Origin of the sequence: Microbacterium sp. NPDC087591, assembly GCF_044743625.1 — a bacterium.
Classification (GTDB): Bacteria; Actinomycetota; Actinomycetes; order Actinomycetales; family Microbacteriaceae; genus Microbacterium.
In genome coordinates, this window is sequence record NZ_JBIUWU010000002.1 from 382,514 (window position 1) to 403,291 (window position 20,778).

Annotated in this window: 22 protein-coding genes and 4 tRNA genes; 13 read left to right on the plus strand and 13 right to left on the minus strand. The window is 67.6% G+C overall.

Annotation, left to right across the window (positions count from 1 at the left end; translation table 11 throughout):
* Nucleotides 1-13: 13 nt before the first annotated feature.
* Nucleotides 14-616 carry a hypothetical protein gene (locus ACIOVG_RS12400; RefSeq protein WP_400873693.1) on the minus strand — a complete coding sequence of 201 codons (603 nt, stop codon included), beginning with the start codon at nt 614-616 and terminating at the stop codon, nt 14-16.
* Nucleotides 617-680: 64 nt separating this feature from the next.
* Between ACIOVG_RS12400 and ACIOVG_RS12405 the strand changes: the two genes are divergently transcribed.
* From ACIOVG_RS12405 to ACIOVG_RS12415, 3 genes are all read left to right on the plus strand, one after another.
* Nucleotides 681-1,007, plus strand: a complete 327-nt coding sequence (locus ACIOVG_RS12405; protein WP_400873696.1) for a hypothetical protein — start codon at nt 681-683, stop codon at nt 1,005-1,007.
* Nucleotides 1,008-1,069: 62 nt separating this feature from the next.
* Nucleotides 1,070-1,366 (plus strand): hypothetical protein, encoded by a 297-nt coding sequence (locus ACIOVG_RS12410; protein WP_400873699.1) that lies wholly within the window; start codon nt 1,070-1,072, stop codon nt 1,364-1,366.
* Nucleotides 1,367-1,403: 37 nt separating this feature from the next.
* Nucleotides 1,404-1,688 (plus strand): DUF2809 domain-containing protein, encoded by a 285-nt coding sequence (locus ACIOVG_RS12415; RefSeq protein ID WP_400874777.1) that lies wholly within the window; start codon nt 1,404-1,406, stop codon nt 1,686-1,688.
* A 24-nt stretch (nt 1,689-1,712) separates the two neighbouring features.
* On the opposite strand, the gene ACIOVG_RS12420 is transcribed toward ACIOVG_RS12415, so the two are convergent.
* From ACIOVG_RS12420 to ACIOVG_RS12435, 4 genes are all read right to left on the minus strand, one after another.
* Nucleotides 1,713-2,105: a hypothetical protein gene (locus tag ACIOVG_RS12420; protein WP_400873702.1), complete on the minus strand. Its 393-nt coding sequence runs from the start codon at nt 2,103-2,105 to the stop codon at nt 1,713-1,715.
* A gap of 64 nt (nt 2,106-2,169) precedes the next feature.
* Nucleotides 2,170-2,241, minus strand: a tRNA-Val gene (locus tag ACIOVG_RS12425).
* A 27-nt stretch (nt 2,242-2,268) separates the two neighbouring features.
* A tRNA-Cys gene (locus tag ACIOVG_RS12430) sits at nt 2,269-2,339 on the minus strand.
* Nucleotides 2,340-2,393: 54 nt separating this feature from the next.
* Nucleotides 2,394-2,466: transfer RNA gene (locus tag ACIOVG_RS12435), tRNA-Gly, on the minus strand.
* A 152-nt stretch (nt 2,467-2,618) separates the two neighbouring features.
* On the opposite strand from ACIOVG_RS12435, the gene ACIOVG_RS12440 reads away from it, so the two are divergent.
* From ACIOVG_RS12440 to ACIOVG_RS12450, 3 genes are all read left to right on the plus strand, one after another.
* Nucleotides 2,619-2,694 (plus strand) — tRNA-Val (locus ACIOVG_RS12440).
* Between the two features lie 68 nt (nt 2,695-2,762).
* Complete coding sequence (locus ACIOVG_RS12445) at nt 2,763-3,188, plus strand: GIY-YIG nuclease family protein (RefSeq protein WP_400873705.1); 426 nt, start codon at nt 2,763-2,765, stop codon at nt 3,186-3,188.
* 118 nt (nt 3,189-3,306) lie between these two features.
* The gene (locus tag ACIOVG_RS12450) at nt 3,307-3,780 is read left to right on the plus strand and encodes a hypothetical protein (RefSeq protein WP_400873707.1); all 474 of its coding nucleotides are present in this window, start codon (nt 3,307-3,309) and stop codon (nt 3,778-3,780) included.
* 116 nt (nt 3,781-3,896) lie between these two features.
* Here ACIOVG_RS12450 and ACIOVG_RS12455 read toward each other — a convergent pair whose 3' ends face one another.
* The gene (locus ACIOVG_RS12455) at nt 3,897-4,283 is read right to left on the minus strand and encodes an SPW repeat protein (protein ID WP_400873710.1); all 387 of its coding nucleotides are present in this window, start codon (nt 4,281-4,283) and stop codon (nt 3,897-3,899) included.
* Nucleotides 4,284-4,540: 257 nt separating this feature from the next.
* On the opposite strand from ACIOVG_RS12455, the gene ACIOVG_RS12460 reads away from it, so the two are divergent.
* The gene (locus ACIOVG_RS12460) at nt 4,541-5,695 is read left to right on the plus strand and encodes a DUF1611 domain-containing protein (protein ID WP_400873713.1); all 1,155 of its coding nucleotides are present in this window, start codon (nt 4,541-4,543) and stop codon (nt 5,693-5,695) included.
* On the opposite strand, the gene ACIOVG_RS12465 is transcribed toward ACIOVG_RS12460, so the two are convergent.
* From ACIOVG_RS12465 to zapE, 3 genes are all read right to left on the minus strand, one after another.
* The gene (locus ACIOVG_RS12465; protein ID WP_400873715.1) at nt 5,661-6,242 is read right to left on the minus strand and encodes a type II toxin-antitoxin system PemK/MazF family toxin; all 582 of its coding nucleotides are present in this window, start codon (nt 6,240-6,242) and stop codon (nt 5,661-5,663) included. The genes ACIOVG_RS12460 and ACIOVG_RS12465 overlap by 35 nt on opposite strands.
* A 20-nt stretch (nt 6,243-6,262) precedes the next feature.
* Entirely contained in the window at nt 6,263-7,501 is a 1,239-nt protein-coding gene (locus ACIOVG_RS12470; protein ID WP_400873718.1) for an ammonium transporter, read from the minus strand.
* Nucleotides 7,502-7,635: 134 nt separating this feature from the next.
* On the minus strand, nt 7,636-8,673 hold the full coding sequence (gene zapE, locus ACIOVG_RS12475; protein WP_400873721.1) for a cell division protein ZapE: 1,038 nt from the start codon (nt 8,671-8,673) through the stop codon (nt 7,636-7,638).
* 145 nt (nt 8,674-8,818) lie between these two features.
* Here zapE and ACIOVG_RS12480 point away from each other — a divergent pair, with 145 nt between their 5' ends.
* Both ACIOVG_RS12480 and ACIOVG_RS12485 read left to right on the plus strand, forming a co-directional pair.
* Entirely contained in the window at nt 8,819-9,712 is an 894-nt protein-coding gene (locus ACIOVG_RS12480) for a sulfurtransferase (protein ID WP_400873724.1), read from the plus strand.
* Between the two features lie 18 nt (nt 9,713-9,730).
* Nucleotides 9,731-10,162 (plus strand): SufE family protein, encoded by a 432-nt coding sequence (locus ACIOVG_RS12485; RefSeq protein ID WP_400873727.1) that lies wholly within the window; start codon nt 9,731-9,733, stop codon nt 10,160-10,162.
* Here the strand turns inward: ACIOVG_RS12485 and ACIOVG_RS12490 are convergent.
* Nucleotides 10,146-11,300 (minus strand): alpha/beta hydrolase family protein, encoded by a 1,155-nt coding sequence (locus ACIOVG_RS12490; RefSeq protein ID WP_400873730.1) that lies wholly within the window; start codon nt 11,298-11,300, stop codon nt 10,146-10,148. The two genes, ACIOVG_RS12485 and ACIOVG_RS12490, sit on opposite strands and share 17 nt — an antisense overlap.
* 25 nt (nt 11,301-11,325) lie before the next feature.
* Between ACIOVG_RS12490 and ACIOVG_RS12495 the strand changes: the two genes are divergently transcribed.
* From ACIOVG_RS12495 to ACIOVG_RS12510, 4 genes are all read left to right on the plus strand, one after another.
* Nucleotides 11,326-11,907: a DUF3000 domain-containing protein gene (locus tag ACIOVG_RS12495; RefSeq protein WP_400873733.1), complete on the plus strand. Its 582-nt coding sequence runs from the start codon at nt 11,326-11,328 to the stop codon at nt 11,905-11,907.
* A complete protein-coding gene (locus ACIOVG_RS12500; protein ID WP_400873736.1) occupies nt 11,900-13,093 on the plus strand; it encodes a ribonuclease D in 1,194 nt (397 codons plus the stop codon). The genes ACIOVG_RS12495 and ACIOVG_RS12500 overlap by 8 nt, the downstream gene beginning before the upstream one ends.
* A 73-nt stretch (nt 13,094-13,166) precedes the next feature.
* The gene (locus ACIOVG_RS12505) at nt 13,167-14,372 is read left to right on the plus strand and encodes a thiolase family protein (RefSeq protein ID WP_400873739.1); all 1,206 of its coding nucleotides are present in this window, start codon (nt 13,167-13,169) and stop codon (nt 14,370-14,372) included.
* A gap of 8 nt (nt 14,373-14,380) precedes the next feature.
* Entirely contained in the window at nt 14,381-16,525 is a 2,145-nt protein-coding gene (locus ACIOVG_RS12510) for a 3-hydroxyacyl-CoA dehydrogenase NAD-binding domain-containing protein (protein WP_400874780.1), read from the plus strand.
* A gap of 63 nt (nt 16,526-16,588) precedes the next feature.
* On the opposite strand, the gene ACIOVG_RS12515 is transcribed toward ACIOVG_RS12510, so the two are convergent.
* The 3 genes from ACIOVG_RS12515 to ACIOVG_RS12525 are packed head-to-tail and all read right to left on the minus strand — an operon-like array spanning nt 16,589 to nt 20,761.
* Entirely contained in the window at nt 16,589-18,220 is a 1,632-nt protein-coding gene (locus ACIOVG_RS12515; protein WP_400873742.1) for an FAD-dependent oxidoreductase, read from the minus strand.
* Nucleotides 18,217-19,125 carry a diacylglycerol/lipid kinase family protein gene (locus ACIOVG_RS12520; RefSeq protein WP_400873744.1) on the minus strand — a complete coding sequence of 303 codons (909 nt, stop codon included), beginning with the start codon at nt 19,123-19,125 and terminating at the stop codon, nt 18,217-18,219. Before ACIOVG_RS12520 ends, ACIOVG_RS12515 begins: the two co-directional genes overlap by 4 nt.
* Nucleotide 19,126: 1 nt before the next feature.
* On the minus strand, nt 19,127-20,761 hold the full coding sequence (locus ACIOVG_RS12525) for an FAD-binding oxidoreductase (RefSeq protein WP_400873747.1): 1,635 nt from the start codon (nt 20,759-20,761) through the stop codon (nt 19,127-19,129).
* Nucleotides 20,762-20,778: the final 17 nt, after the last annotated feature.

Here is a 20,778-nt window from a genome sequence, read left to right on the forward strand (position 1 = left end):
ACGACCGGCCCGCTCAGCGGCCCGAGCGAGGAGCGTCCGCGCTCACGACCATGCCCAATCGGACATGGCCCATCCAGTCCCGTCCGATGATCTGGAGCTCGGGGAACTGCCCCCTGTAGTGCGCGGCCACCTGCAGGTTCTGCGCGCGGATGTCGAGGTCTCTCGGCGCGGTCTGACGCAGCCATGACCCCACCGCCGCTCTGAGCGCCGGCGCGCTCCGGGCACCGATCGCGCGGCAATGGTTGGCCGGCGTGACACGGCCGTCGGCACGGTAGATGATGTCGAGGCATGCGCGACGATCGGGTGAGAGGAACACGAGGCGCCCGGGGTCGAGCACCCGCCAGGCGTTGTGGACGATCAGCACGACGACCGATGCGACGAGCAGGAGGCCGATGGTGCCGACGAGCAGCGCGACGAGATCGAGGGCGCCGATGAGCGCGAAGAAGCCGAACTCGAGCAGGACGAGTGCGCCAACCGCGAGCGTCAGCCACCGCCACGGACGAAAGCGCCACATCATGAGCGCGCTCGCTCCGAGGCTGATGAGCAGCAGTGCGCCGGAGTCGGAGATGCGTGCCTCGACACAACCGGACGGTCGGGTGTCAGGGAGCCGGCTCACGTAGCCACTCTAGGGCCGGGATGGCGGTCATTCGGAGCATGACGAGGACACTATTGTTACGAGTATGGGCACATTGAATTACGGCGTCGGCTCAGAGCCCATCCACATCGAGGATCGCGCTCTGGCGCATCTGAAGATGGTGGTCGCGACCAAGCTGCGCCGCAACGAGAGCTTCACCCTCTCCTGGATGCACTCGGAGAATGATGCTCCCGGTCGTTCCACCATCTGGCTGCACCCCTCGATCCCGCTGCGTTTCACCTTCGACGACCCCGAGGCGCCCTCGATCAACGTGAAGTGGGTCGAGGAGCTGATGCACTCGGCGAATTCGACAGGCGGAATCCTGCTCGTGGACGAGGTCATCGACCTGCCGGAGGATCACCCCGCGTCCTAGACAGGCCGGCCCGCTTCGTCAAGCCCCTGCCCGCCGCGCCGAGCCCGACGTACCGTGCTCGCATGGGAACCCTCGAGTACAACAGCTCACGTCCTCCGATCGAGATCGACGACGTGACTCTGGCGCACCTGAAGATCGTCATCGCCACGAAGCTCCGCCGGCAGGAGAGCTTCATGATGACCTGGCTGCCCGACGGCAAGAACCCTGTGGGCCGGCTCACCGCGTGGGTGCATCCGAGCATCCCGCTCGTCCTGGCGTTCGACGAGCCGAAGGTCGCGAAGATCGACGCGGCGAGGATCGCGCGGATGATGGAGAGCCTCAACGCCCACGGAGAGCTCCTGATCGACCAGATGTCGTAGCAGCCCTGCACGGCATCCCCACACGCGCGCGCCCGGTCTGCTCGGTGATGCCCTCAACGCCGTCATGATCTACCTCGTCGTCGCGTTCCTGCTCCCCAGGTCGAGCGCTGTCGCCATCGGGGCGTCCGCCCTCGCCCTGTGCACGCTCGTCGAACTCTTCCAGCTGACCGGCCTTCCCGCGCTGGGGGCCGAATCCTTCTGGCGCGTGCGGTTGCTCCTCGGCACCGGGTTCGACCCGCTGGACCTGATGGCCCACGCGGTGGGTGCGGACGTCGCGACTGCGAGCGATCTCACGCCCACGCCGTCGCCTCGCCGCACGTGACCACCGTCGACAGACCCGCTCGACTCAAGCGGTGCGGCCCCGGGCGAGCCCACGCACGGCGATCGCCTGACTCACCGCGAAGAGAGCGACTTCCAGCGCGACAGCGAGAACCACGATGGCGATGACCGGCGTTTCAGCGACGACGGAGGCGGCGCCGATCAAGGCCGTCGCCACGATGTTCACTCCCAGCACGAGTCGGAGCGCCGGCGCCAGGCGCAGGCGGGAAACCATCCACAGCACCGCGCATGCCCAGACAACGACGATGATTCCCGCTGCGAACAGGAGCGGCAGCGGCACGCGCATGACGGTCGCGATCTGCGGTGCCGCCGCAGCGACGAGCACCCCGAGGATCAGACAGTAGGCGGCATCGAGCCTGAGGCTCCAGATACCGAGCCGGCGGGCTGGCGAAAGCGACATGCGACCAGTCTTGCGTATGTCCCCCGAACACGAAAAAACCCCCGGAGAACCGGGGGTTTGTCTGTGCGCGATACTGGGATCGAACCAGTGACCTCTTCCGTGTCAGGGAAGCGCGCTACCGCTGCGCCAATCGCGCCTATGAAAGGCTGTTCAGTTGTGTGCGAGGTGGCGACGGGATTCGAACCCGTGTAAACGGCTTTGCAGGCCGGTGCCTAGCCGCTCGGCCACGCCACCGTGTGGATTGACCCCACGCGTAAAGAGCCTTCCGAAGAAGACCCTCTACACTCGAGCGGATGACGAGACTCGAACTCGCGACCCCAACCTTGGCAAGGTTGTGCGCTACCAACTGCGCTACATCCGCATTTCGTTCCCGGTTGTCCCGGGCACTCATGAAACATTAGCCGATGATCGGCCGGTGTCAAAACCCGAAGCGAATCTCGCGCGTGTCTCGCCGGATGGTCATCGGGGCCGCGTCGGGTCGGGTAGTATCGGTTGTCGAGCCTCACAGCTCATGGGCGATTGGCGCAGTTGGTAGCGCGCTTCCTTCACACGGAAGAGGTCATCGGTTCGAGTCCGGTATCGCCCACCATTCAGAAGCTCTCGATACGTCGGGGGCTTCTTTCTTCTCCTGTCTGTGGCGGCGCGTAGATTCGCGCCATGGACTCGACCGACGCCCTCCCCGGCCCGTGCCTCCTCTGTGCGAGCCTGACCGGGACGCGCGTGGACCAGGCATGGGTGTGCGCCGTATGCGGATGGCGCTACGGAGATGTGCCAGATGATGGCCTTCCACTCCCCCGGGTGGATGTCGTCTATTACCTCCGGTTCGATCGACGGGTCAAGATCGGCACGAGCCACAGGCCACGACAGCGGCTCAAGGCCATCCGGCACGACGAACTGCTCGCGTTCGAACGCGGGGACAGGACCCTGGAGCGCCGGCGCCACCAGGAGTTCGCCTCTCTTCGCGAGGGCGGCGAGTGGTTCACGCTCGCGACCCCGCTCGCGGAGCACATCACGTCCCTTCAGAGCGCTGACCTCCCGTGGAACCACTACGCGCGGTGGCTCTGCGAGGCGTTGCGGCCCTGAGACCGCGCCTCACAGACGGCGGCTCACAGACTGCGCCTCACGGCGCGCCTATCCCGCACCTCGAGGCATCTCGTAGGGTTCTCTCATGACCCGCCACCGATCGAAAGGACCAGGCCAGGTGGAAGAGCAAACCGGAATCGCACGACGCACCATCCTCACGGCCGGCGTCTGGTCGGTCCCTGTCGTCGCCATCGCGCTGGGCGTCCCGCTCGCCGCCGCGAGCACAGGAGGAGGAACTCTGTTCGTCACCGGCAATGCCTTCGGTGGCGCGGGCATCTTCCTGAACGGTTCCAACTACAACGGATTCGGCGCCTCGGGAGACTACGAGCCCGGCGACGTCACGATCACCTTCGTGTTGCCGGAAGGGGTGGACTTCGTCGTCTCCGCGCCGGGCGGATGGCTCGTCACCGAGAACGGCAACGTCGTGACCATCGCGAACGGCATCGCTCTCACCCCCACCGAGACCGGTGACATGGGTGCCTTCTCGATAACGGGAGACTTCCCGACCGGCAGCACGTACACGGTGACCTCGTCGCCTGCCGGCCTCGACGTGCAATACGTCGGCAACGTCGGCGACGGCGTGTTCGCCTGATCCTGCTGCAGTCGACATGAGTCGGGCCGCTGCTCCCGAGGAGAACAGCGGCCCGACTCATGTCATCACAGGATCTGAGGAGTCTCACGAGACAGCGTGACCTCCCGGGGTACGGCTCACGCGGTGGCGGCCCTGGTGCGCGACGGTGCCGGCTGAGGCTGCGAGAACAGCACGACGACGATCACGGCGGCGCCGACCACGACGTGGGGCAGCCAGACGTTCAGGGCTTCGCCGGAGAAGCCGAAGATCCACGGCGACAGCGCCAGGAAGAGGCTCGCGACGATGTCGAACACGAGGTGGACGGGCATCGGGATGAAGCCGAAGGGGCCCCATTCGTACTTCGTGAACAGGCTGTACACGATGAGTCCGACACCCAGGACGATCGGGATGACGACAGCGGGACCGCCCATGCCGGCGAAGCCGAACAGCCACGGTGCGGCGATGAGCGCGATACCCACGATGTAGTCGAGTGCACCGTGGACCTTGGTGGGGATGAAACGCATGATTCCTCCTTGTGCTTCGCCGCGGTTGCGGCTCAACGATGGTTCGGCACCCGCCCCGGAACGGATTGCCGGAACTCGCGCGAACGCGGAGAAGGGAACGTGGTCGCACGCTCGCGGCCCGGTCCCAGGTGGCACTGCTACGGTGAGCTCGTCGGCATCTTGCCGGCGTCAGGGAAGACTTCTTGTCGACCAACGGGCCTCTCGGCCATTTCGTTCTCCGTCGCCTCCTCTGTGCGAGTGCGAGGAGCGTCCTGCCCGTGTCATCCCTACCCCGTTCGATCGATCCTGCCGCGCGCGAGTGGGCCGCGCCGATCGCTCTCCCCTTCGGCACCTCGGCCATCGTGTATTGCGAAGGCCAGTTCGGCGAACAGGACGGCAAGACCGCCAACGGTCTCGTCCGGCACTCCGAGAAGTACGAGATCCTCAGCGTCATCGACACCACGCACGCCGGCGCGGATGCCGGGATGCTGCTGGACGGCACCGCCAAGGGAATCCCGATCCTCGACAGTCTCGCCGCGGCCATCGCGCACGCGGGACATGTTCCGGACTACCTGATCTGCGGCGTCGCTCCCGCAGACGGGCTGCTCTCCGAGGACCAGCGCACCGTGCTGCTCGACGGCATCTCGCGAGGGATGCACATCATCAACGGCCTCCATGAGTTCCTCACGGATGATGTCGAGTTCGTCGCCGCGAGCCTCCTCGCCGGCGTCACGATCACCGACATCCGCCGTCCCAAGGAGAAGAAGGATCTGCACCTGTTCTCCGGGCGCATCTTCGACGTCACCTGCCCGCGCATCACGGTGCTGGGCACCGACGGCGCGATCGGCAAACGCACCACAGCGACTCTGCTCGTCCGCGCGCTCAACGAGCGGGGCATCCATGCCGTCATGGTGGGCACGGGGCAGACCACGATCATCCAGGGTGGCAAGTACGGAGTGGCTCTCGACGCCCTTGTGCCGCAGTTCTGCTCCGGCGAAGTCGAGAACCAGGTCGTCGCCGCCTTCGAGGGCGAGGATCCCGACGTGATCATCGTCGAGGGCCAGGGCGCGCTCAGCCATCCCGCGTACATCACCTCGGCACATATCCTCCGCGGAAGTCAGCCGGCCGCTGTGATCGTGCAGCACGCACCCGGACGCAGGGTGCTCGGAGACTTCCCGATGGTCGACATGCCGACCGTCACGAGCGAGATCGCGCTGATCGAAGCGTTCGCCGACACTCAGGTCATCGGGGTCACGGTCAACCACGAGAATCTCAGCGCGGCACAGCTGTCGGACGCGATCGATGAGATCGAGCTGAGCACCGGACTCCCGGCCACGGATCCACTGACGCGGCCGCTCTCCGACCTCGTCGACATGGTGCTGCGGGCGTTCCCTGCCCTCAGCCCGCAGCCCGCCAGCCGTAACGCCGCGTGAGAGCCGCCGCCACGCGGTCGTAGCGTACGCGAGCCAGGACGGCGGCCTCGCGCCGCATGCCGCGCTCGTGCACGCTGTACAACTGCTCCACGTCGACCCAGGACTCGCGCCCCTGAGAGTCCCACGCCCCGGTGCCGATCGAGAGGTAGTCCCGGTCGCCGTCATGCGGCTTGCTCGTCATCCGCACCGCGTAGACGCGATCGGCGGACTCGCGACCGATCACGAGCACCGGCCGGTCCTTGCCGCGCCCGTCGTTCTCCTCGTAGGGCACCCAGGTCCAGATGATCTCGCCGGCATCCGGGGCGCCGTCGCGATCCGGTGAGTACTCGATCTGCAGCGCCCCGATGCGGTCGGGGTCGATCCGTCGCGTGGCGGTTCCCGCACCACGACCGGCATCGTCCTGCGATGACGCCGCGCTGATATGCGGTTCTGTGCGCAGACGCGCAGTCGGGCGCCTCGGAGCTGATGTCCGAGACGCCCGATTCGATCCGAGTGCTGTGCGCAGGATCTCCGCGAGAGTGGAGAGGATGCCGTTGGAAGAACTCACACGGTCACCCTAACCGCCCCTCATGCATCTGCGAGTGCGTATCCCTCTTCACCGTGGACGACCTGGTCGACACCGGCGATCTCGTCCTCGTTCGTGATGCGGAAGCCGATCGTCTTCTCGATCGCGAAGCCGATGATGAAGGCGACGACGAAGGAGTAGATCAGCACACCGAGCGCGGCGATCACCTGGACGGCGAGCTGGCGGGCGTCGCCGCCCACGAACAGGCCGGTGCCGGTGGCGAAGAAGCCGAGGTAGAGCGTTCCGATCAGACCACCGACGAGGTGGATGCCGACCACGTCGAGCGAGTCGTCGAAGCCGAGGCGGAACTTCAGCTCCACGGCGAGAGCGCAGACGACACCGGCGACGGCACCGAGCAGCAGCGACCAGCCCGGCGTCAGGTTGGCGCAGGCGGGGGTGATGGCGACCAGACCGGCGACCGCACCGGAAGCGGCGCCGACCGACGTGGCCTTGCCATCCTTGATGCGCTCGATGAGGATCCAGCCGAGGATCGCGGCAGCCGTGGCGCCGAGGGTGTTCAGGCCGATGAGTCCGACACCGCCCATGTCCTCCGCGAGCCACTCGGCACCGGCGTTGAAGCCGAACCAGCCGAACCACAGCAGCGCGGCGCCGAGGAGCGTCAGCGGCACGTTGTGCGGCTTGAGGATGCCCTTCTGGAATCCGATGCGCTTGCCGAGGACGAGTGCCAGGGCGAGAGCTGCTGCACCCGCGTTGATGTGCACCGCGGTACCACCGGCATAGTCGATGACGCCGATTCCGCTGTCCTCACCGAAGAGCGTGGTGCCGAGGTTCATGATCCAACCGCCACCCCAGACCCAGGCCGCGACCGGGAAGTAGCCGACCGTGGCGAAGACACCCGCGAAGATCAGCCAGCTGCCGAACTTCGCACGGTCGGCGATGGCACCGGAGATCAGCGCGACGGTGATGATGGCGAAGGTCGCACCGTACGCGACGCCGAGCAGCGCCACGTTGGAGCCCTCACCGGCGGCGAGGTTCGCCAGTCCGAAGTCGGCGAACGGGTTGCCGGCGAAGGCGGTCGGGCTGTCGACGGCACTCATCGAGTACCCGAAGAGAATCCACAGCACGGCGACAAGGCCGATCGAGCCGAAGCTCATCATCATCATGCTGACGACGCTCTTCGCCTTGACGAGACCGCCGTAGAAGAAGGCGACGCCGGGCGTCATGAGCAGAACCAGCGCTGTCGCGGTGATCGCCCACGAGATGTTGCCGGGAGCATCCATAGGAAAACCTCACATCCGAAGTAATTGAGAGCTTCAGTGTGACCACACGCGGTTTCGTCAATGCGTGAAGTTTGTTTCTTCCCTGTTACAGCCTGCCCCTGGGTGTGAACATCGCGTTACAGGGGTCTTCGTGGTTACGCAGAATGCGTGAGCGCGTTGAGTCGAGAGATGGCGCGGAGATACTTCTTGCGGTATCCACCCGACAGCATCTCGTCGGAGAACACGCCATCCAGACCGGCCCCGGTGGCGATAACCGGGATCTGGGCGTCGTACACCCGATCGACGAAGGCGACCAGCCGCAGCGCCTCGGACTGATCGACCAGCTGGTGGACGCCACGCAGGCCCACCAGATCGATTCCGGTCAGCAGACGTATGTACCGAGAGGGGTGCACCTGCGCGAGATGCCGGATCAGCTCGTCGAACGAGTCATCGGAGGCGCGCTTCGTGGCACCGGCGGCCTCGAGCGCCTCACCGTACTGCGCGTCGTCGAGCACCACAGCGTGACCGTCGAGTGCACGCTGGCGGAAGTCGACTCCGTCGATGCGCAGCGTCTGGAAGCTGTCGGACATCGCATGGATCTCACGGAGGAAGTCCTGAGCCGCGAAGCGCCCCTCGCCCAGAGCGTTCGGCGGCGTGTTGGACGTGGCAGCCAGGCGGGTGCCGGTCGGAACCAGTTCACCGAGGAGACGGGTCATCACCATGGTGTCGCCCGGATCGTCGAGTTCGAACTCGTCGATGCAGAGGAGATCAGCGCCCTTGAGCAGATCCACGGTGTTCTTGTAGCCGAGGGCGCCGACCAGGGCGGTGTACTCGATGAACGAGCCGAAGTACTTCCGACGGGCGGACATGGCGTGGTAGATCGACGCCAACAGGTGCGTCTTGCCGACGCCGAAGCCGCCGTCGAGATAGACGCCCGGCTTCAGCTCGGGCTCCTTCTTCGCGCGGCTGAAGAATCCTCCGCGCTTGAGGGGAGCGCCCCGGCCGGCGAAGCGCATCAGCGTCTCCTTCGCCTCTTCCTGCGAGGGGTACGCGGCATCCGCACGGTAGCTCTCGAAGGTCGCGGTGTCGAACTGCGGGGGCGGCACGAGGCTCGCCAGCATCTCGGGGCCGCTGACGGTGGGCTGGCGCTCGGTGAGGTGCACGATGCCGGTGCGGCTCGTCGTATCGGTCATCACGGTCCTGTGTCGGTGCTGGCCTGTGTCGAAGTCTTACGATTCCGGCGCAGGGCGCACAGCGGGGATCTATCGTCGTAGGGGACGGGTCAACATTACGCCGTCTGCACAGACACATCGTCCGCTCACCGCTTTGGAGATCCCTATGGCCATCGAGTTCGATTCCTCCTCCCCCAAGTTCGCCGAGTACTCCGAGCCCGGGCGACTGGTGACGACCGAGTGGCTCGCTGCACGTCTCGACGCTCCCGGGCTGGTGGTCGTGGAGTCCGACGAGGACGTGCTGCTCTATGAGACCGGGCACATCCCTGGCGCCGTGAAGGTCGACTGGCACACCGAGCTCAACGACCCGGTCGTGCGCGACTACGTCGACGGCGAAGGCTTCGCCGAACTGCTGAGCCGCAAGGGCATCGCCCGCGACGACACCGTCGTGATCTACGGCGACAAGAACAACTGGTGGGCCGCTTACGCGCTCTGGGTCTTCTCCCTGTTCGGCCACGAAGACGTGCGCCTCCTCGACGGCGGCCGCGACCGCTGGATCGCGGAGGGTCGCGAGCTGACCCGAGAGGCGACGGTTCGCCCCGCGACCGAGTACCCGATCGTGGAGCGCGACGACTCCGTCATCCGCGCCTACAAGGAGGACGTCCTCTCCCACATCGGCAAGCCCCTCATCGACGTCCGCTCGCCCGAGGAGTACAGCGGTGAGCGCACGACGGCCCCCGCTTACCCGGAGGAGGGAACCCTGCGCGCCGGCCACATCCCCACCGCGCAGAGCGTGCCGTGGGCGAAGGCGGTCGCGGAGGACGGGGGATTCAAGTCCCGCGCCGAGCTCGACGCCATCTACCGCGACGGCGCCGGTCTGGCGGACGGCGACGAGGTCGTGGCCTACTGCCGCATCGGTGAGCGCTCGAGCCACACCTGGTTCGTGCTCAAGCACCTGCTCGGATTCGAGAACGTGCGCAACTACGACGGTTCGTGGACCGAGTGGGGCAGCGCGGTGCGCGTGCCGATCGTCACCGGCAGCGAGCCCGGTTCCCTCTGAGCGTGTGAGAATTCAGGGATGAGCACCACCGACGTCCCTGACATCCTCGCCGAGATCCGAGACGACTTCCTCGAGACCCCGGAGGCGGATCGTCTGCTGCTCCTGCTGGAGTTCGCCGACGATCTCCCCCCGGTGTCCGACGAGGTGGCGAACCACCCGGAGATGTGCGAGCGCGTGGCGGAGTGCCAGTCCCCCGTCTACATCTACGTCGAGGTCGTCGACGGGATCGTCACCATGCACGCCACAGCGCCGCCGGAGGCTCCGACCACCCGCGGCTTCGCGAGCATCCTGGTCCAGGGCATCACCGGTCTCACCCCCGACGAGGTGCTGGCGATCCCCGACGACTATCCGCAGTCGATCGGACTCACCAAAGCCGTGTCACCACTGCGCATCGGCGGGATGACCGGGATGCTGATGCGGGCGAAGAAGCAGGTCAGACAGAAGCGCTGAAGCCCTGTGCCTGCAGCCACTCGGTGATCGCCGCGTTCCACCCCGTCTGGTCGTAGTTCCAGAGCTTGGTGTGGCGGGCCACGGTGAATCGCGGCATGGTCACGAGGTCAGGACGCGCATCGCGGAGCGCATGCGAGGCATCCACCGGCACGAAGCCGTCGTCTTCGCTATGCAGGATCAGGATCGGCACCGTGAGCTCCTGCGCGCGGGCCACCATGTCGAGTCGGTCGAACGGGATCGCGTCCTCGGCACCGCTCAGCCGCGCGGTGATCGGCATCGACAACGCACCCATCGCAAGATCGGGCAGCGGCGCGTGCATACCGGCCGCATGGGCTTGGAAACGCAGCACCGTGCGCCAATCGACCACGGGGGAATCCAGGATGAGACCGGCGATCCGGTCACGGTTCCCCGAACTCACCGCGGTCTGCAGCGCCACCGCGCCACCCATCGACCACCCCATGAGGATCACGCGATCGGCGCCGTGCCGCAGCGCATAGGCGATCGCGGCATCCACGTCGCGCCATTCGGACGCCCCCAGCGCATACGCACCGCCACGGCTGCGGGGTGCCTCCCCGTCGTTGCGGTACGAGACCACGAGAGTGGGCATCCCCGCGGCATGCAGCACCGGCACCGCGCGCAGGCACTCGGCGCGCATGGCACCGCGTCCGTGCACCTGGATGACCCAGGTGCGGGATTCGCCGGGGAAGAACCAGGCAGGGCAGGGCCCCGCCGGGGAGCCGATCAGCACGTTCTGGCTCGGCAGGTGGAGCTCGCTCGGGGACGAGTAGTACCAGCCGCTGAACCGCGCGTCTCGATCGACCTGTGCGCCCGGCTCGATCTGCGTCAGCAGCTTGCGCCGCACACTGCTGGTGTCGGCGCTGAGCACGGCGCCCAGCTTCACGTATCCGTAGGTACCGGAGGTGAACAGGCCGTACCGTCCAGGGAGCTCGGTGTCGAGCGTTCGCCGCAGCTCGATGGTCTGGGCACCCGTATCGACCGCGATGATCTCCGCATCCGGTGCGCGACGCGCGGGGGTGACTACCCGGCGGGCGACCCGGAAGACGATGATCGACAGCACACCCCCGAGTGCGAGCAACGCGGGGACAAGGAGTGCAACGGCGTGCCTGAGACTCTTCATCGCCTCCTGACTCTAGCCTGTTGCCGTGACCGCACACCCCGACGCCGGGTCGCTCTTCGACAACGCCATAGCTGAACTGCGCGAGACCGCGTTCCGCGACGACATCGTCGTTCGCGAGATCGGCACCCCGCAAGGGCTCGCCCCGTTCGCCATCGCGCTCGCCGCCGACGTGCGGCCGGAGGCCGACGGAGAGTCCGTCTACGGCACCGGACGGTTCGTGCTGCTGCACGACCCAGAGGCGCCTGATGCCTGGGGCGGAGCGTGGCGGATCGTCATCTTCGCCCAGGCGCCGCTGGAGACCGAGATCGGGACGGACCCGTTGCTGGCCGACGTCACCTGGTCCTGGCTCGTTGATGCCCTCGACTCGCGTGACGCGGTCTACCACGCTGCGTCCGGGACCTCGACGAAGACACTCTCGAAGGGATTCGGGGGTCTCGCCGTCGAAGGCGACGGCGCCCAGATAGAATTGCGGGCGTCCTGGACTCCGGAAGGCCCGTTCCGACCCCACGTCGAAGCATGGGCCGAGCTGGTCGGAATGCTGGCGGGTCTTCCGCCTGGTTCCGAGGGCATCGCCGTTCTCGGCGCGCGAAAGGCTGTACGTGACTGAATACTCCGTGATCTCGGATGCCGAAGAGTTCCGTGCGGCGTGCGCCGCACTCGCCCGAGGCACCGGTCCGGTCGCGGTGGATGTGGAGCGCGCATCCGGTTTCCGCTACTCCCAGCGCGCCTACCTCGTGCAGGTCTTCCGCCGCGATGCCGGCGTCTTCCTGTTCGACCCGCCGGCGATCGGCGACTTCGCCCCGCTGCAGGAAGCCATCGGCTCTGTCGAGTGGGTTCTCCACGCCGCGAGTCAGGACCTCCCCTCGCTGCGCGAGCTGCACCTCGAGCCCCTGACGATCTTCGACACCGAGCTCGCCTCGCGGCTGCTGGGGCTCGAACGGGTCGGGCTCGCAGCCGTGGTCGAGCACACCCTGGGCATCACCCTGAAGAAGGAGCACTCCGCCGCGGACTGGTCCACGCGCCCGCTTCCCGACTCGTGGCTCGACTACGCCGCGCTCGATGTGCTGCACCTGGTCGACGTCCGCGATGCACTCGCGGAGGAGCTGGTCGCGCAGAACAAGACGTCCTTTGCCGAAGAGGAGTTCGCGGCGACGCTCGCCCGGGCCCCCAAGCCGCCTCGTGAAGACCCCTGGCGCCGGCTGAGCGGCCTCCACCAGGTGCGCGGAGCGCGCAACCTGGCTGTGGCCCGGGCGCTCTGGCAGGCGCGCGAGTCCTTCGCCCAGGAGCAGGACGTCTCCCCCGGCCGGCTGGTACCCGACAGGTCACTGGTCGCCGCGGTCATGGCGAACCCTCAGAGCAAGCAGGCGCTTGCCGGCACCAAGGAGTTCCAGGGGCGCGCGAGCCGCACACAGCTGGATCGCTGGTGGCAGGCGTTCGTCGACGGCCGTGCGACGGAGGAGCTTCCTCGTGAGCGGGTGCCCAGCGACGCCCTTCCGCCTCCGCGCGCCTGGGTGGATCGGAACCCGGAGGCCGACGCCCGTCTGAAGGCCGCTCGTCCCGTGGTCGAGGCGATCGCCGAAGAGTTGTCCATGCCGACGGAGAACCTCCTGACGCCCGAGTACCTGCGCCGCGTCGCGTGGGATCTGCCTGGCGAGAGCGCAGAGGACATCGGCGATGCCCTCGCGGCACTCGGGGCACGCCCCTGGCAGATTGAACAGACTGCACAGAAGATCGCGGACGCCTTTGTAGAAGCACGGCAAACGCCGGACGAAGCCTCCACGCCCGCTTCGTAGGTTCGATCCAACCGATTCCTCCCGGTTTCGAGGCCTTCATAGACTGAGGGCACCGCACAAACTTGGAGGCAGAGTGGCCGAGATCTCGGACGTCTTCTTCGTCGATGGAGTGCGCACCCCCTTCGGGCGCGCCGGCGAAAAGGGCATGTACTGGAACACCCGCGCAGATGACCTCGCCGTCAAGGCGACCATCGGCCTGTTGGAGCGGAATGCGGCCGTCCCGGCCGACCGCATCGATGACGTCGCGATCGCCGCGACGTCGCAGACCGGAGATCAGGGCCTCACGCTCGGCCGCTCCGTGGCGATCCTCGCGGGCCTGCCGCAGACGGTCCCCGGCCTCGCCGTCGAGCGCATGTGCGCCGGCGCGATGACGAGCGTCACGACCATGGGCGCCTCGATCGGCGTCGGCATGTATGACTTCGCTCTCGCGGGTGGCGTCGAGCACATGGGCCACCACCCGATCGGCGCGAACGCCGACCCGAACCCCCGCTTCGTGGCCGAGAAGATGGTCGATCCCGGCGCGCTCAACATGGGCGTCACAGCGGAGCGCATCTTCGACCGGTTCCCGCACCTCACCAAGGAGCGCTCCGACCGCTACGGCATGCTCAGCCAGCACAAGGTGCAGGCCGCGTACGACGCTGGCAAGATCCAGCCGGACCTCGTGTCCGTCGCGATCAAAGATGCAGACGGCGCCTGGGGTCTCGCGTCCGAAGACGAGGGACGCCGCCCTCAGACGACGATGGAGGATCTTGCGTCTCTCAAGACGCCGTTCCGTCCGCACGGTCGCGTCACGGCCGGCACCTCCTCTCCGCTCACCGACGGTGCGACGATGTCGCTCCTCGCCGGCGGCGGCGCGGTGAAGGAGTTCGGCCTCACCCCGAAGATGCGCATGGTCTCGTTCGCCTTCGCCGGCGTGCAGCCCGAGATCATGGGGATCGGCCCGATCCCGTCGACCGAGAAGGCGCTCAAGAAGGCCGGTCTGACGATCGACGACATCGGTCTGTTCGAGCTGAACGAGGCCTTCGCGATCCAGGTCATCTCGCTTCTCGACCACTTCGGCATCGCCGACGACGACCCCCGTGTGAACCAGTGGGGCGGAGCGATCGCGCTCGGTCACCCGTTGGCCGCCTCGGGTGTGCGCCTGATGATCCAGCTCGCAGCGCAGTTCGCCGAGCGCCCCGACGTGCGCTACGGCCTGACGGCCATGTGCGTGGGTCTCGGCCAGGGCGGCTCCGTCATCTGGGAGAACCCGCACTACAACGGCAAGAAGAAGAAGTGAGCGCGCACGTGACGAACTACGAAGCCATCGACTTCTCCCCGATTCAGGCGCTCACCGAGGGCGAGGTCATCACGCACTCCCCCGTGCGCGACATCCGTCTCGCCTCCGGCAAGGTGCTCGCGCTCATCACTCTCGACAACGGTCGCGACCACACCCGCCCGAACACGCTCGGACCCGCCACGCTCACACAGCTCGGTGAGACCCTCGACGGGCTGAAGGCGCGCGCGGCATCCGGCGAGATCCAGGCGGTCGGCATCACCGGCAAGCAGTACATCCTCGCCGCCGGCGCGGACCTGTCCGACATCAGCAAGGTCGGCTCGCGCGACAACGCCCGCCTCATCGCGCAGCTGGGGCACAAGGTGCTCGGAAGGTTCTCCGAGCTCGGCGTCCCCTCGTTCGCGTTCGTCAACGGCCTCGCCCTCGGTGGCGGGCTCGAGATCGCGCTGAACTCGACCTACCGCACCGTCGATGCGTCGGCGGCGGCCGTCGCGCTGCCCGAGGTCTTCCTGGGGATCATCCCGGGCTGGGGCGGCGCGTACCTGCTGCCGAACCTGATCGGCATCGAGAACGCACTCGAGGTCGTCATCTCGAACCCGCTCAAGCAGAACCGCATGCTCAAGCCGCAGCAGGCGTTCGACCTCGGCATCTTCGATGCGATCTTCCCGGCGGCGAACTACCTCGAGAACTCGCTGGCCTGGGCCGATGCGGTGCTCGGCGGCAAGAAGGTCGAGCGCAAGAACGAGCCGGGCAAGATCGAGAGGCTCACCAAGTGGCCGATCGCGATCAAGATGGCGCGCGGCATGCTCGAATCCAAGATCGGCACGGTCCCGAAGTCCCCGTATGCGGCGCTCGAACTGCTCGACAAGGCGAAGAGCGGCACCAAGGCCGAGGGCTTCGCCCGCGAGGACGAGGCGCTCGCCGAGCTCGTGACCGGCGACCAGTTCGCCGCGTCGATGTACGCGTTCGATCTGGTGCAGAAGCGCGCCAAGCGGCCCGTCGGCGCGCCTGACAAGGCGCTCGCGAAGAAGGTCACCAAGGTCGGGATCATCGGCGCCGGTCTCATGGCCAGCCAGTTCGCGCTGCTCTTCGTGCGCAAGCTCCAGGTCCCCGTGCTGATCACCGACCTCGACCAGGCCCGCGTCGACAAGGGCGTGGCCTACATCCACGAGGAGATCGGAAAGCTCGAGGCCAAGGGGCGGCTGGATGCCGACTCCGCCAACAAGCTGCGCGCGCTCGTCACCGGCACCACCGATAAGAGCCTCTACGCCGACTGCGACTTCGTGATCGAGGCCGTGTTCGAAGAGGTCGGCGTCAAGCAGCAGGTGTTCGGTGAGATCGAGAAGATCATCGCGGAGGACGCGATCCTGGCGACGAACACCTCGTCTCTGTCGGTCGAGGAGATCGGCTCGAAGCTCGCTCATCCCGAGCGACTGGTCGGCTTCCATTTCTTCAACCCGGTCGCCGTGATGCCGCTGATCGAGATCGTCCGCACCCCGACCACATCGGATGCTGCGCTCTCCACGGCGTTCGTCGTGGCGCGCAATCTGGGCAAGAACGCGGTGCTCACGGCCGACGCCCCCGGATTCGTGGTGAACCGTCTGCTCGCCAAGGTCATGGGCGAAGCCGCGCGCGCCGTGTACGAGGGCACACCGATCGCCGACGTCGAGAAGGCGTTCGGCCCGCTCGGACTGCCGATGGGACCGTTCCAGCTGATCGATCTGGTCGGGTGGAAGGTCGCCGCTCACGTGCAGGACACGATGGTGCACGCCTTCCCCGACCGCTTCTACGCGAACGAGAACTTCCACGCGCTGGCTGCGCTGGACGCCGTCGTGGAGAAGGACAAGGGCGGACGCGTGACGGGCTGGACCAAGCAGGCCGAGAAGCTGCTCAAGCCGGCAGTGGGCTCCGCCCCCGCATCGGCGAGCACGATCCTCGGACGCGTGCAGGACGGTCTGGCTCAGGAGATCAAGCTCATGCTCGACGAGGGTGTGGTGCCGGAGGTCGAGGACATCGATCTCTGCCTGATCCTCGGCGCCGGCTGGCCGTTCATCGACGGTGGCGCCTCGCCGTACCTCGACCGTGAGGGCGCATCAGAGCGGGCGTTTGGCGGATCGTTCCACACTCCGCAGATCCGGGGAGTCGAGAGCCGCTGACCATCGCGGCAGGAAGCCGGAGGGACCGCGTCAGGACACGCCCCCTCCGGCTTCTTCGTGGCGTCAGAGCGATTGCTGCTCTGGACGCTGATCCTCTGCACCGGCATGCGGCCAATACGACAGCGCGCGCTCCGCGAGTGCAGTGATGGTCAGCGACGGATTCACCCCCGGATTCGCCGGTACCGCGGCGCCGTCGACGACGTGCAGGCCGGGATGCCCCCACACTCGGTGGTAGCGGTCGATCACGCCGCTCCTCGCCGACGACGAGATCACCGCACCGCCGAGGAAATGCGCGGTCAACGGGATGCCGAACACCTCGGGCCACGACCCTCGGGCAGCGGCGGGAACCCCGCCGTCCGCCTGCATCCGGGCCGCGATCGCCGCCGCCGCGCGATGGGCCTGCGGCAGATGGCTCGGATTCGGCTCGCCGTGCCCCTGTGCGCTCGTCAGGGTCAACCGCCCGAAGCGACGGCGCAGCGACAGCGTGAGCGAGTTGTCGGCGGTCTGCATCACGAGTGCGATGATGCCGCGCTCGCTCCAGCGCCGCAGCGATCCGAGGCGCAGCTGCCGGATCGGCGCGCGCAGCGTCTGGGCGATCACGCTGCCCAGCCGTCGCCCCAGGCCGCGATCCCCCGGCACCATCACGGTCGCGAGCGCGCCCATCAGATTGGAGCCGGGGCCGTAGCGGACATTCTCGACGTGGGTCCGTTCGTCGACGTGGAACGATGTCGTGATCGCCACTCCACGAGCGAGTTCGAGCGAGTCGGGCACAGTGGTCGCGACAGCGCCGTCGAGCGCCTCGGAGTTGGTGCGCGTGAGACGTCCGAGAGTCTCGGAGACGCGCGGCAGGAGCCCCTCGTGCTTCATCCGATGCAGCAGCTGCTGCGTGCCCCAGGTACCGGCAGCCAGGACCACCTCACGGGCCGTCACCGTCCTCCGGCCATGGCGGAACCAGGCGCCGCTGCGCCGCGTCGTGATCGCGAAGCCTCCGCCGACGAGTTCACGCACCTCGGTCACGGTCCGGAGCGCTTCGATCACGGCACCGCGCCGCTCGGCGAGAGCGAGATAGTTCTTCATCAGAGTGTTCTTCGCCCCGACACGGCAGCCGACCATGCAGTTCCCGCACAGTGTGCAGCCCGTGCGCTCCGGCCCCTCTCCCCCGAAGAACGGGTCCGCGACGCGCTCCCCCGGCCGGCCGAACCAGACACCGACCGGCGCGTGCCGGAACGTGTCTCCGACGCCGAGATCAGAAGCAGCACCCGCCATGATGCGCTCGACGGGCCCGGTGTGCGGATAGTGCTCGACGACCCCGAGCATCCGCTTGGCCGTCGCATAGTGGGGTGCGAGCTCGTCCTCCCACTCGGCGATCCCGTGCCACTGCGGGTCTTCGAAGAACGCCGGCCCCGGCTGGTAGAGCGTGTTGGCATAGTTGAGCGATCCGCCGCCGACACCGGCACCCGCCAGGATCATGACGTGCGGGAGACGGTGGATGCGCTGCACGCCGAAGCATCCCAGCGCCGGCGCCCACAGGTACCGGCGCACGTTCCAGCTGGTCCGAGCGAAATCCTCGTCGGCGAATCGCCGTCCGGCCTCGTACACCCGCACGCGATAGCCCTTCTCGCGCAAGCGGAGAGCGGCGACGGAGCCGCCGAAGCCGGAGCCCACGATCACGACATCCTCGTCGAACTCCGTCATGATCGATCTCCTTCCGTCGGCACCATCACGGTGAGAGCACCCGCACGCACTCCGATCGTGCAGGACCCCGCAGCCACCCGCTCGCCATCCGCATAGACGACGAGATCCGGTGCGGACACCGTCACGTGCCGCGCGCGTCGATGGGTCACCTCAGGCCGGGAGAGGTGGCGCCCCTGCAGCAGCAGGGGGAAGAGGCGGATCAGTCGCAACCGGCTCAGGGGCCGCACGTGCACGAGGTCGAGCATCCCGTCGTCCGCGGCGGCGCCGGCGCACACCGGCATCCCGCCGCCGTAGCTCTGGGTGTTGCCGACCGCGATCAGCGTGCCCGGTGCGTCGTGCAGGGTCTCGCCGTCCACCGACACCTGAAACGCCACCGGCTGCAGTCGGAGGAGCTCGATCACCAGCGCCAGGTAGTAGCGCAGCACACCGCGCGGCCACCGCAGCCGGTTGGTGCGATCACTCACTTTCGCGTCGAAGCCCAGTGCTGCGACGGTCAGGAACAGCCGAGCGCCGAGCTCACTGTGCACCTCCCCGACGTCGACCACCCGCGGCCTCCCGTGCAGGGCGAGCGCCGCGGCCTCACCCGGATCGTGGCGCGGCAGGTGCAGGGCGCGCGCGAGGTCGTTGCCGGTCCCTGCCGCCACGAGCACGAGCGGCACCGATTGCCCCGTCACCGCGGTGAGGATTCCAGCCAGCGTGCCGTCGCCGCCGACGACGACCAGGGCGGTCGGCTCCTCTCGGAGTGCCTGCACCGCCAGCTCCGCCGTCTGCGCCGCCGACGATCCCGCGTAGCTGCGGACCTGCAGGCCTTCGTGACGAAGACGGGCGATCGCGAGGGCGGCTGCGCGCGCGCCGCGCCCTTTGCCGGCGAACGGATTCGACAGCACCGCGATGTGCGTGCCCACGTCAGTCCGCTCGTCCGGCAGCGTCCGTCGCGATCACGGCGCCCGGGTTGAGGATTCCCCGAGGATCCAACTCGCGCTTGATCGCTGAGAGAATGCGCACACCCGTCTCGCCGATCTCCTGCGCCAGCCACGGGGCGTGATCACGTCCGACCGCATGGTGATGACTGATCGTGCCGCCCGCCGCGAGGATCGCATCGTTCACCCTCGCTTTGACCTTCTGCCAGACGGCGAGCTGATCGCCGCGCACCCCGGCGAGGATCGTGAAGTACAGCGAGGCGCCCGTGGGATAGACGTGTGAGATGTGGCACATCACGGAGGACCTCGCGCCGGCCTCCGCCGCGAAGCTCTCCGTGATCATGCGCGTCACCGCATCACGCAGTCCGGCGAGTGCAGACCACACCGTCGCCGTCTCGAGCGTCTCGCAGAAGACGCCGGCGTCGAGAAGCGAGTCGCGCAGATACGGGCCGTCGAATCGCCCTTCGAGCCAGGCCGCAGCATCGCTCTCACCCGATGACGTCCCGCCGAGAGCGCGGAGGATCTCGGCCGTGCGTGAACGCCGGTGCTCGATGTCGTCGCCCTCGTACACGGTGACGATACTCGCTCCCTTCGCGAGCACCTTGCCGATCCTGCCCAGCTGCGCCAGGCTCACGGCGGTCTCCGCCTCATCGGAGAGACGGATCACTGTCGGGCCGGTCGCGGACTGCGCGATCCGTCGCAGAGCCTCCGCGCCGGTCGTGAAATCAGGGATCGACCAGGATTCGAGGATCCGCTGCGAGGGCACGGGGTGCACGCGGACTCTGACCTCCGTGATCACACCGAAGATGCCCTCCGAGCCGAGGAACACGCGGATCAGGTCCGGTCCGGCCGCAGATCCGGGAGAACGCCCCAGTTCGAGGTCACCGGTCGGCGTCGCGACGCGGATGCCGGTGACCATGGTGTCGAAGCGGCCGTAGCCCGCGGAGTTCTGTCCGGATGAGCGCGCAGCGGCGAACCCGCCGATCGTGGCGTAGCGGAAGCTCTGCGGGTAGTGACCGAGCTCGAACCCCTGCGCGGAGAGGAGCTCCTCAGCCTCCGGCCCCGTCGTGCCGGCGGCGAGCACGGCATCTCCGCTCACCGGATCGAGGCGGAGCAGCCCGGACAGCCGCCGCAGGTCGAGGCTCACCACGCCGCGGTGCGGTCCCCTGTCGGGGTCGAGCGCACCGACCACGCTCGTGCCGCCGCCGAAGGGGATGACAGCGACACCCAGTTCCGCAGCCACCCTCAGCACCGCACCGACCTCATCGTGCGTACCGGGCCTGAGCACGGCATCGGGCACCCGCTGCCCTGCTGCCCGTTTCCGCAGCAGGTCGGGCGTCGAACGACCGCCACCGTGGCGGACGCGGGCCTCATGCGTCACATCGACGTGGTCAGGTCCGACGGCGCGACCGAGGGCCTCGAGATCATCCGGAGTGAGAGCCGAGGGGCTGACAGCGACGTCGAGGAGAGCGACGGCCTCGGCCGGGCGTCGCGTCCTGCCCAACAGCAGCGGCAGGAGAGTGCGCACGGCCAGCGGGAGATCCTTCGCCTTCGCGGGGTCTCCCCATCCGTTCCATCTCATCGGCTGATCACCATCGACCCTGCCGCTTTCTCGGTCCATGCGTTACAGTGTGACAG

Bases quoted from the DNA above. Each gene is read 5' to 3' on its own strand.
- ACIOVG_RS12405 (WP_400873696.1), top strand. From the start codon at position 681: ATGGGCACATTGAATTACGGCGTCGGCTCAGAGCCCATCCACATCGAG.
- ACIOVG_RS12410 (WP_400873699.1), top strand. From the start codon at position 1,070: ATGGGAACCCTCGAGTACAACAGCTCACGTCCTCCGATCGAGATCGAC.
- ACIOVG_RS12420 (WP_400873702.1), bottom strand. From the start codon at position 2,105: ATGTCGCTTTCGCCAGCCCGCCGGCTCGGTATCTGGAGCCTCAGGCTC.
- ACIOVG_RS12445 (WP_400873705.1), top strand. From the start codon at position 2,763: ATGGACTCGACCGACGCCCTCCCCGGCCCGTGCCTCCTCTGTGCGAGC.
- ACIOVG_RS12455 (WP_400873710.1), bottom strand. From the start codon at position 4,283: ATGCGTTTCATCCCCACCAAGGTCCACGGTGCACTCGACTACATCGTG.
- ACIOVG_RS12470 (WP_400873718.1), bottom strand. From the start codon at position 7,501: ATGGATGCTCCCGGCAACATCTCGTGGGCGATCACCGCGACAGCGCTG.
- zapE (WP_400873721.1), bottom strand. From the start codon at position 8,673: ATGACCGATACGACGAGCCGCACCGGCATCGTGCACCTCACCGAGCGC.
- ACIOVG_RS12480 (WP_400873724.1), top strand. From the start codon at position 8,819: ATGGCCATCGAGTTCGATTCCTCCTCCCCCAAGTTCGCCGAGTACTCC.
- ACIOVG_RS12485 (WP_400873727.1), top strand. From the start codon at position 9,731: ATGAGCACCACCGACGTCCCTGACATCCTCGCCGAGATCCGAGACGAC.
- ACIOVG_RS12490 (WP_400873730.1), bottom strand. From the start codon at position 11,300: ATGAAGAGTCTCAGGCACGCCGTTGCACTCCTTGTCCCCGCGTTGCTC.
- ACIOVG_RS12515 (WP_400873742.1), bottom strand. From the start codon at position 18,220: ATGACGGAGTTCGACGAGGATGTCGTGATCGTGGGCTCCGGCTTCGGC.
- ACIOVG_RS12525 (WP_400873747.1), bottom strand. From the start codon at position 20,761: ATGGACCGAGAAAGCGGCAGGGTCGATGGTGATCAGCCGATGAGATGG.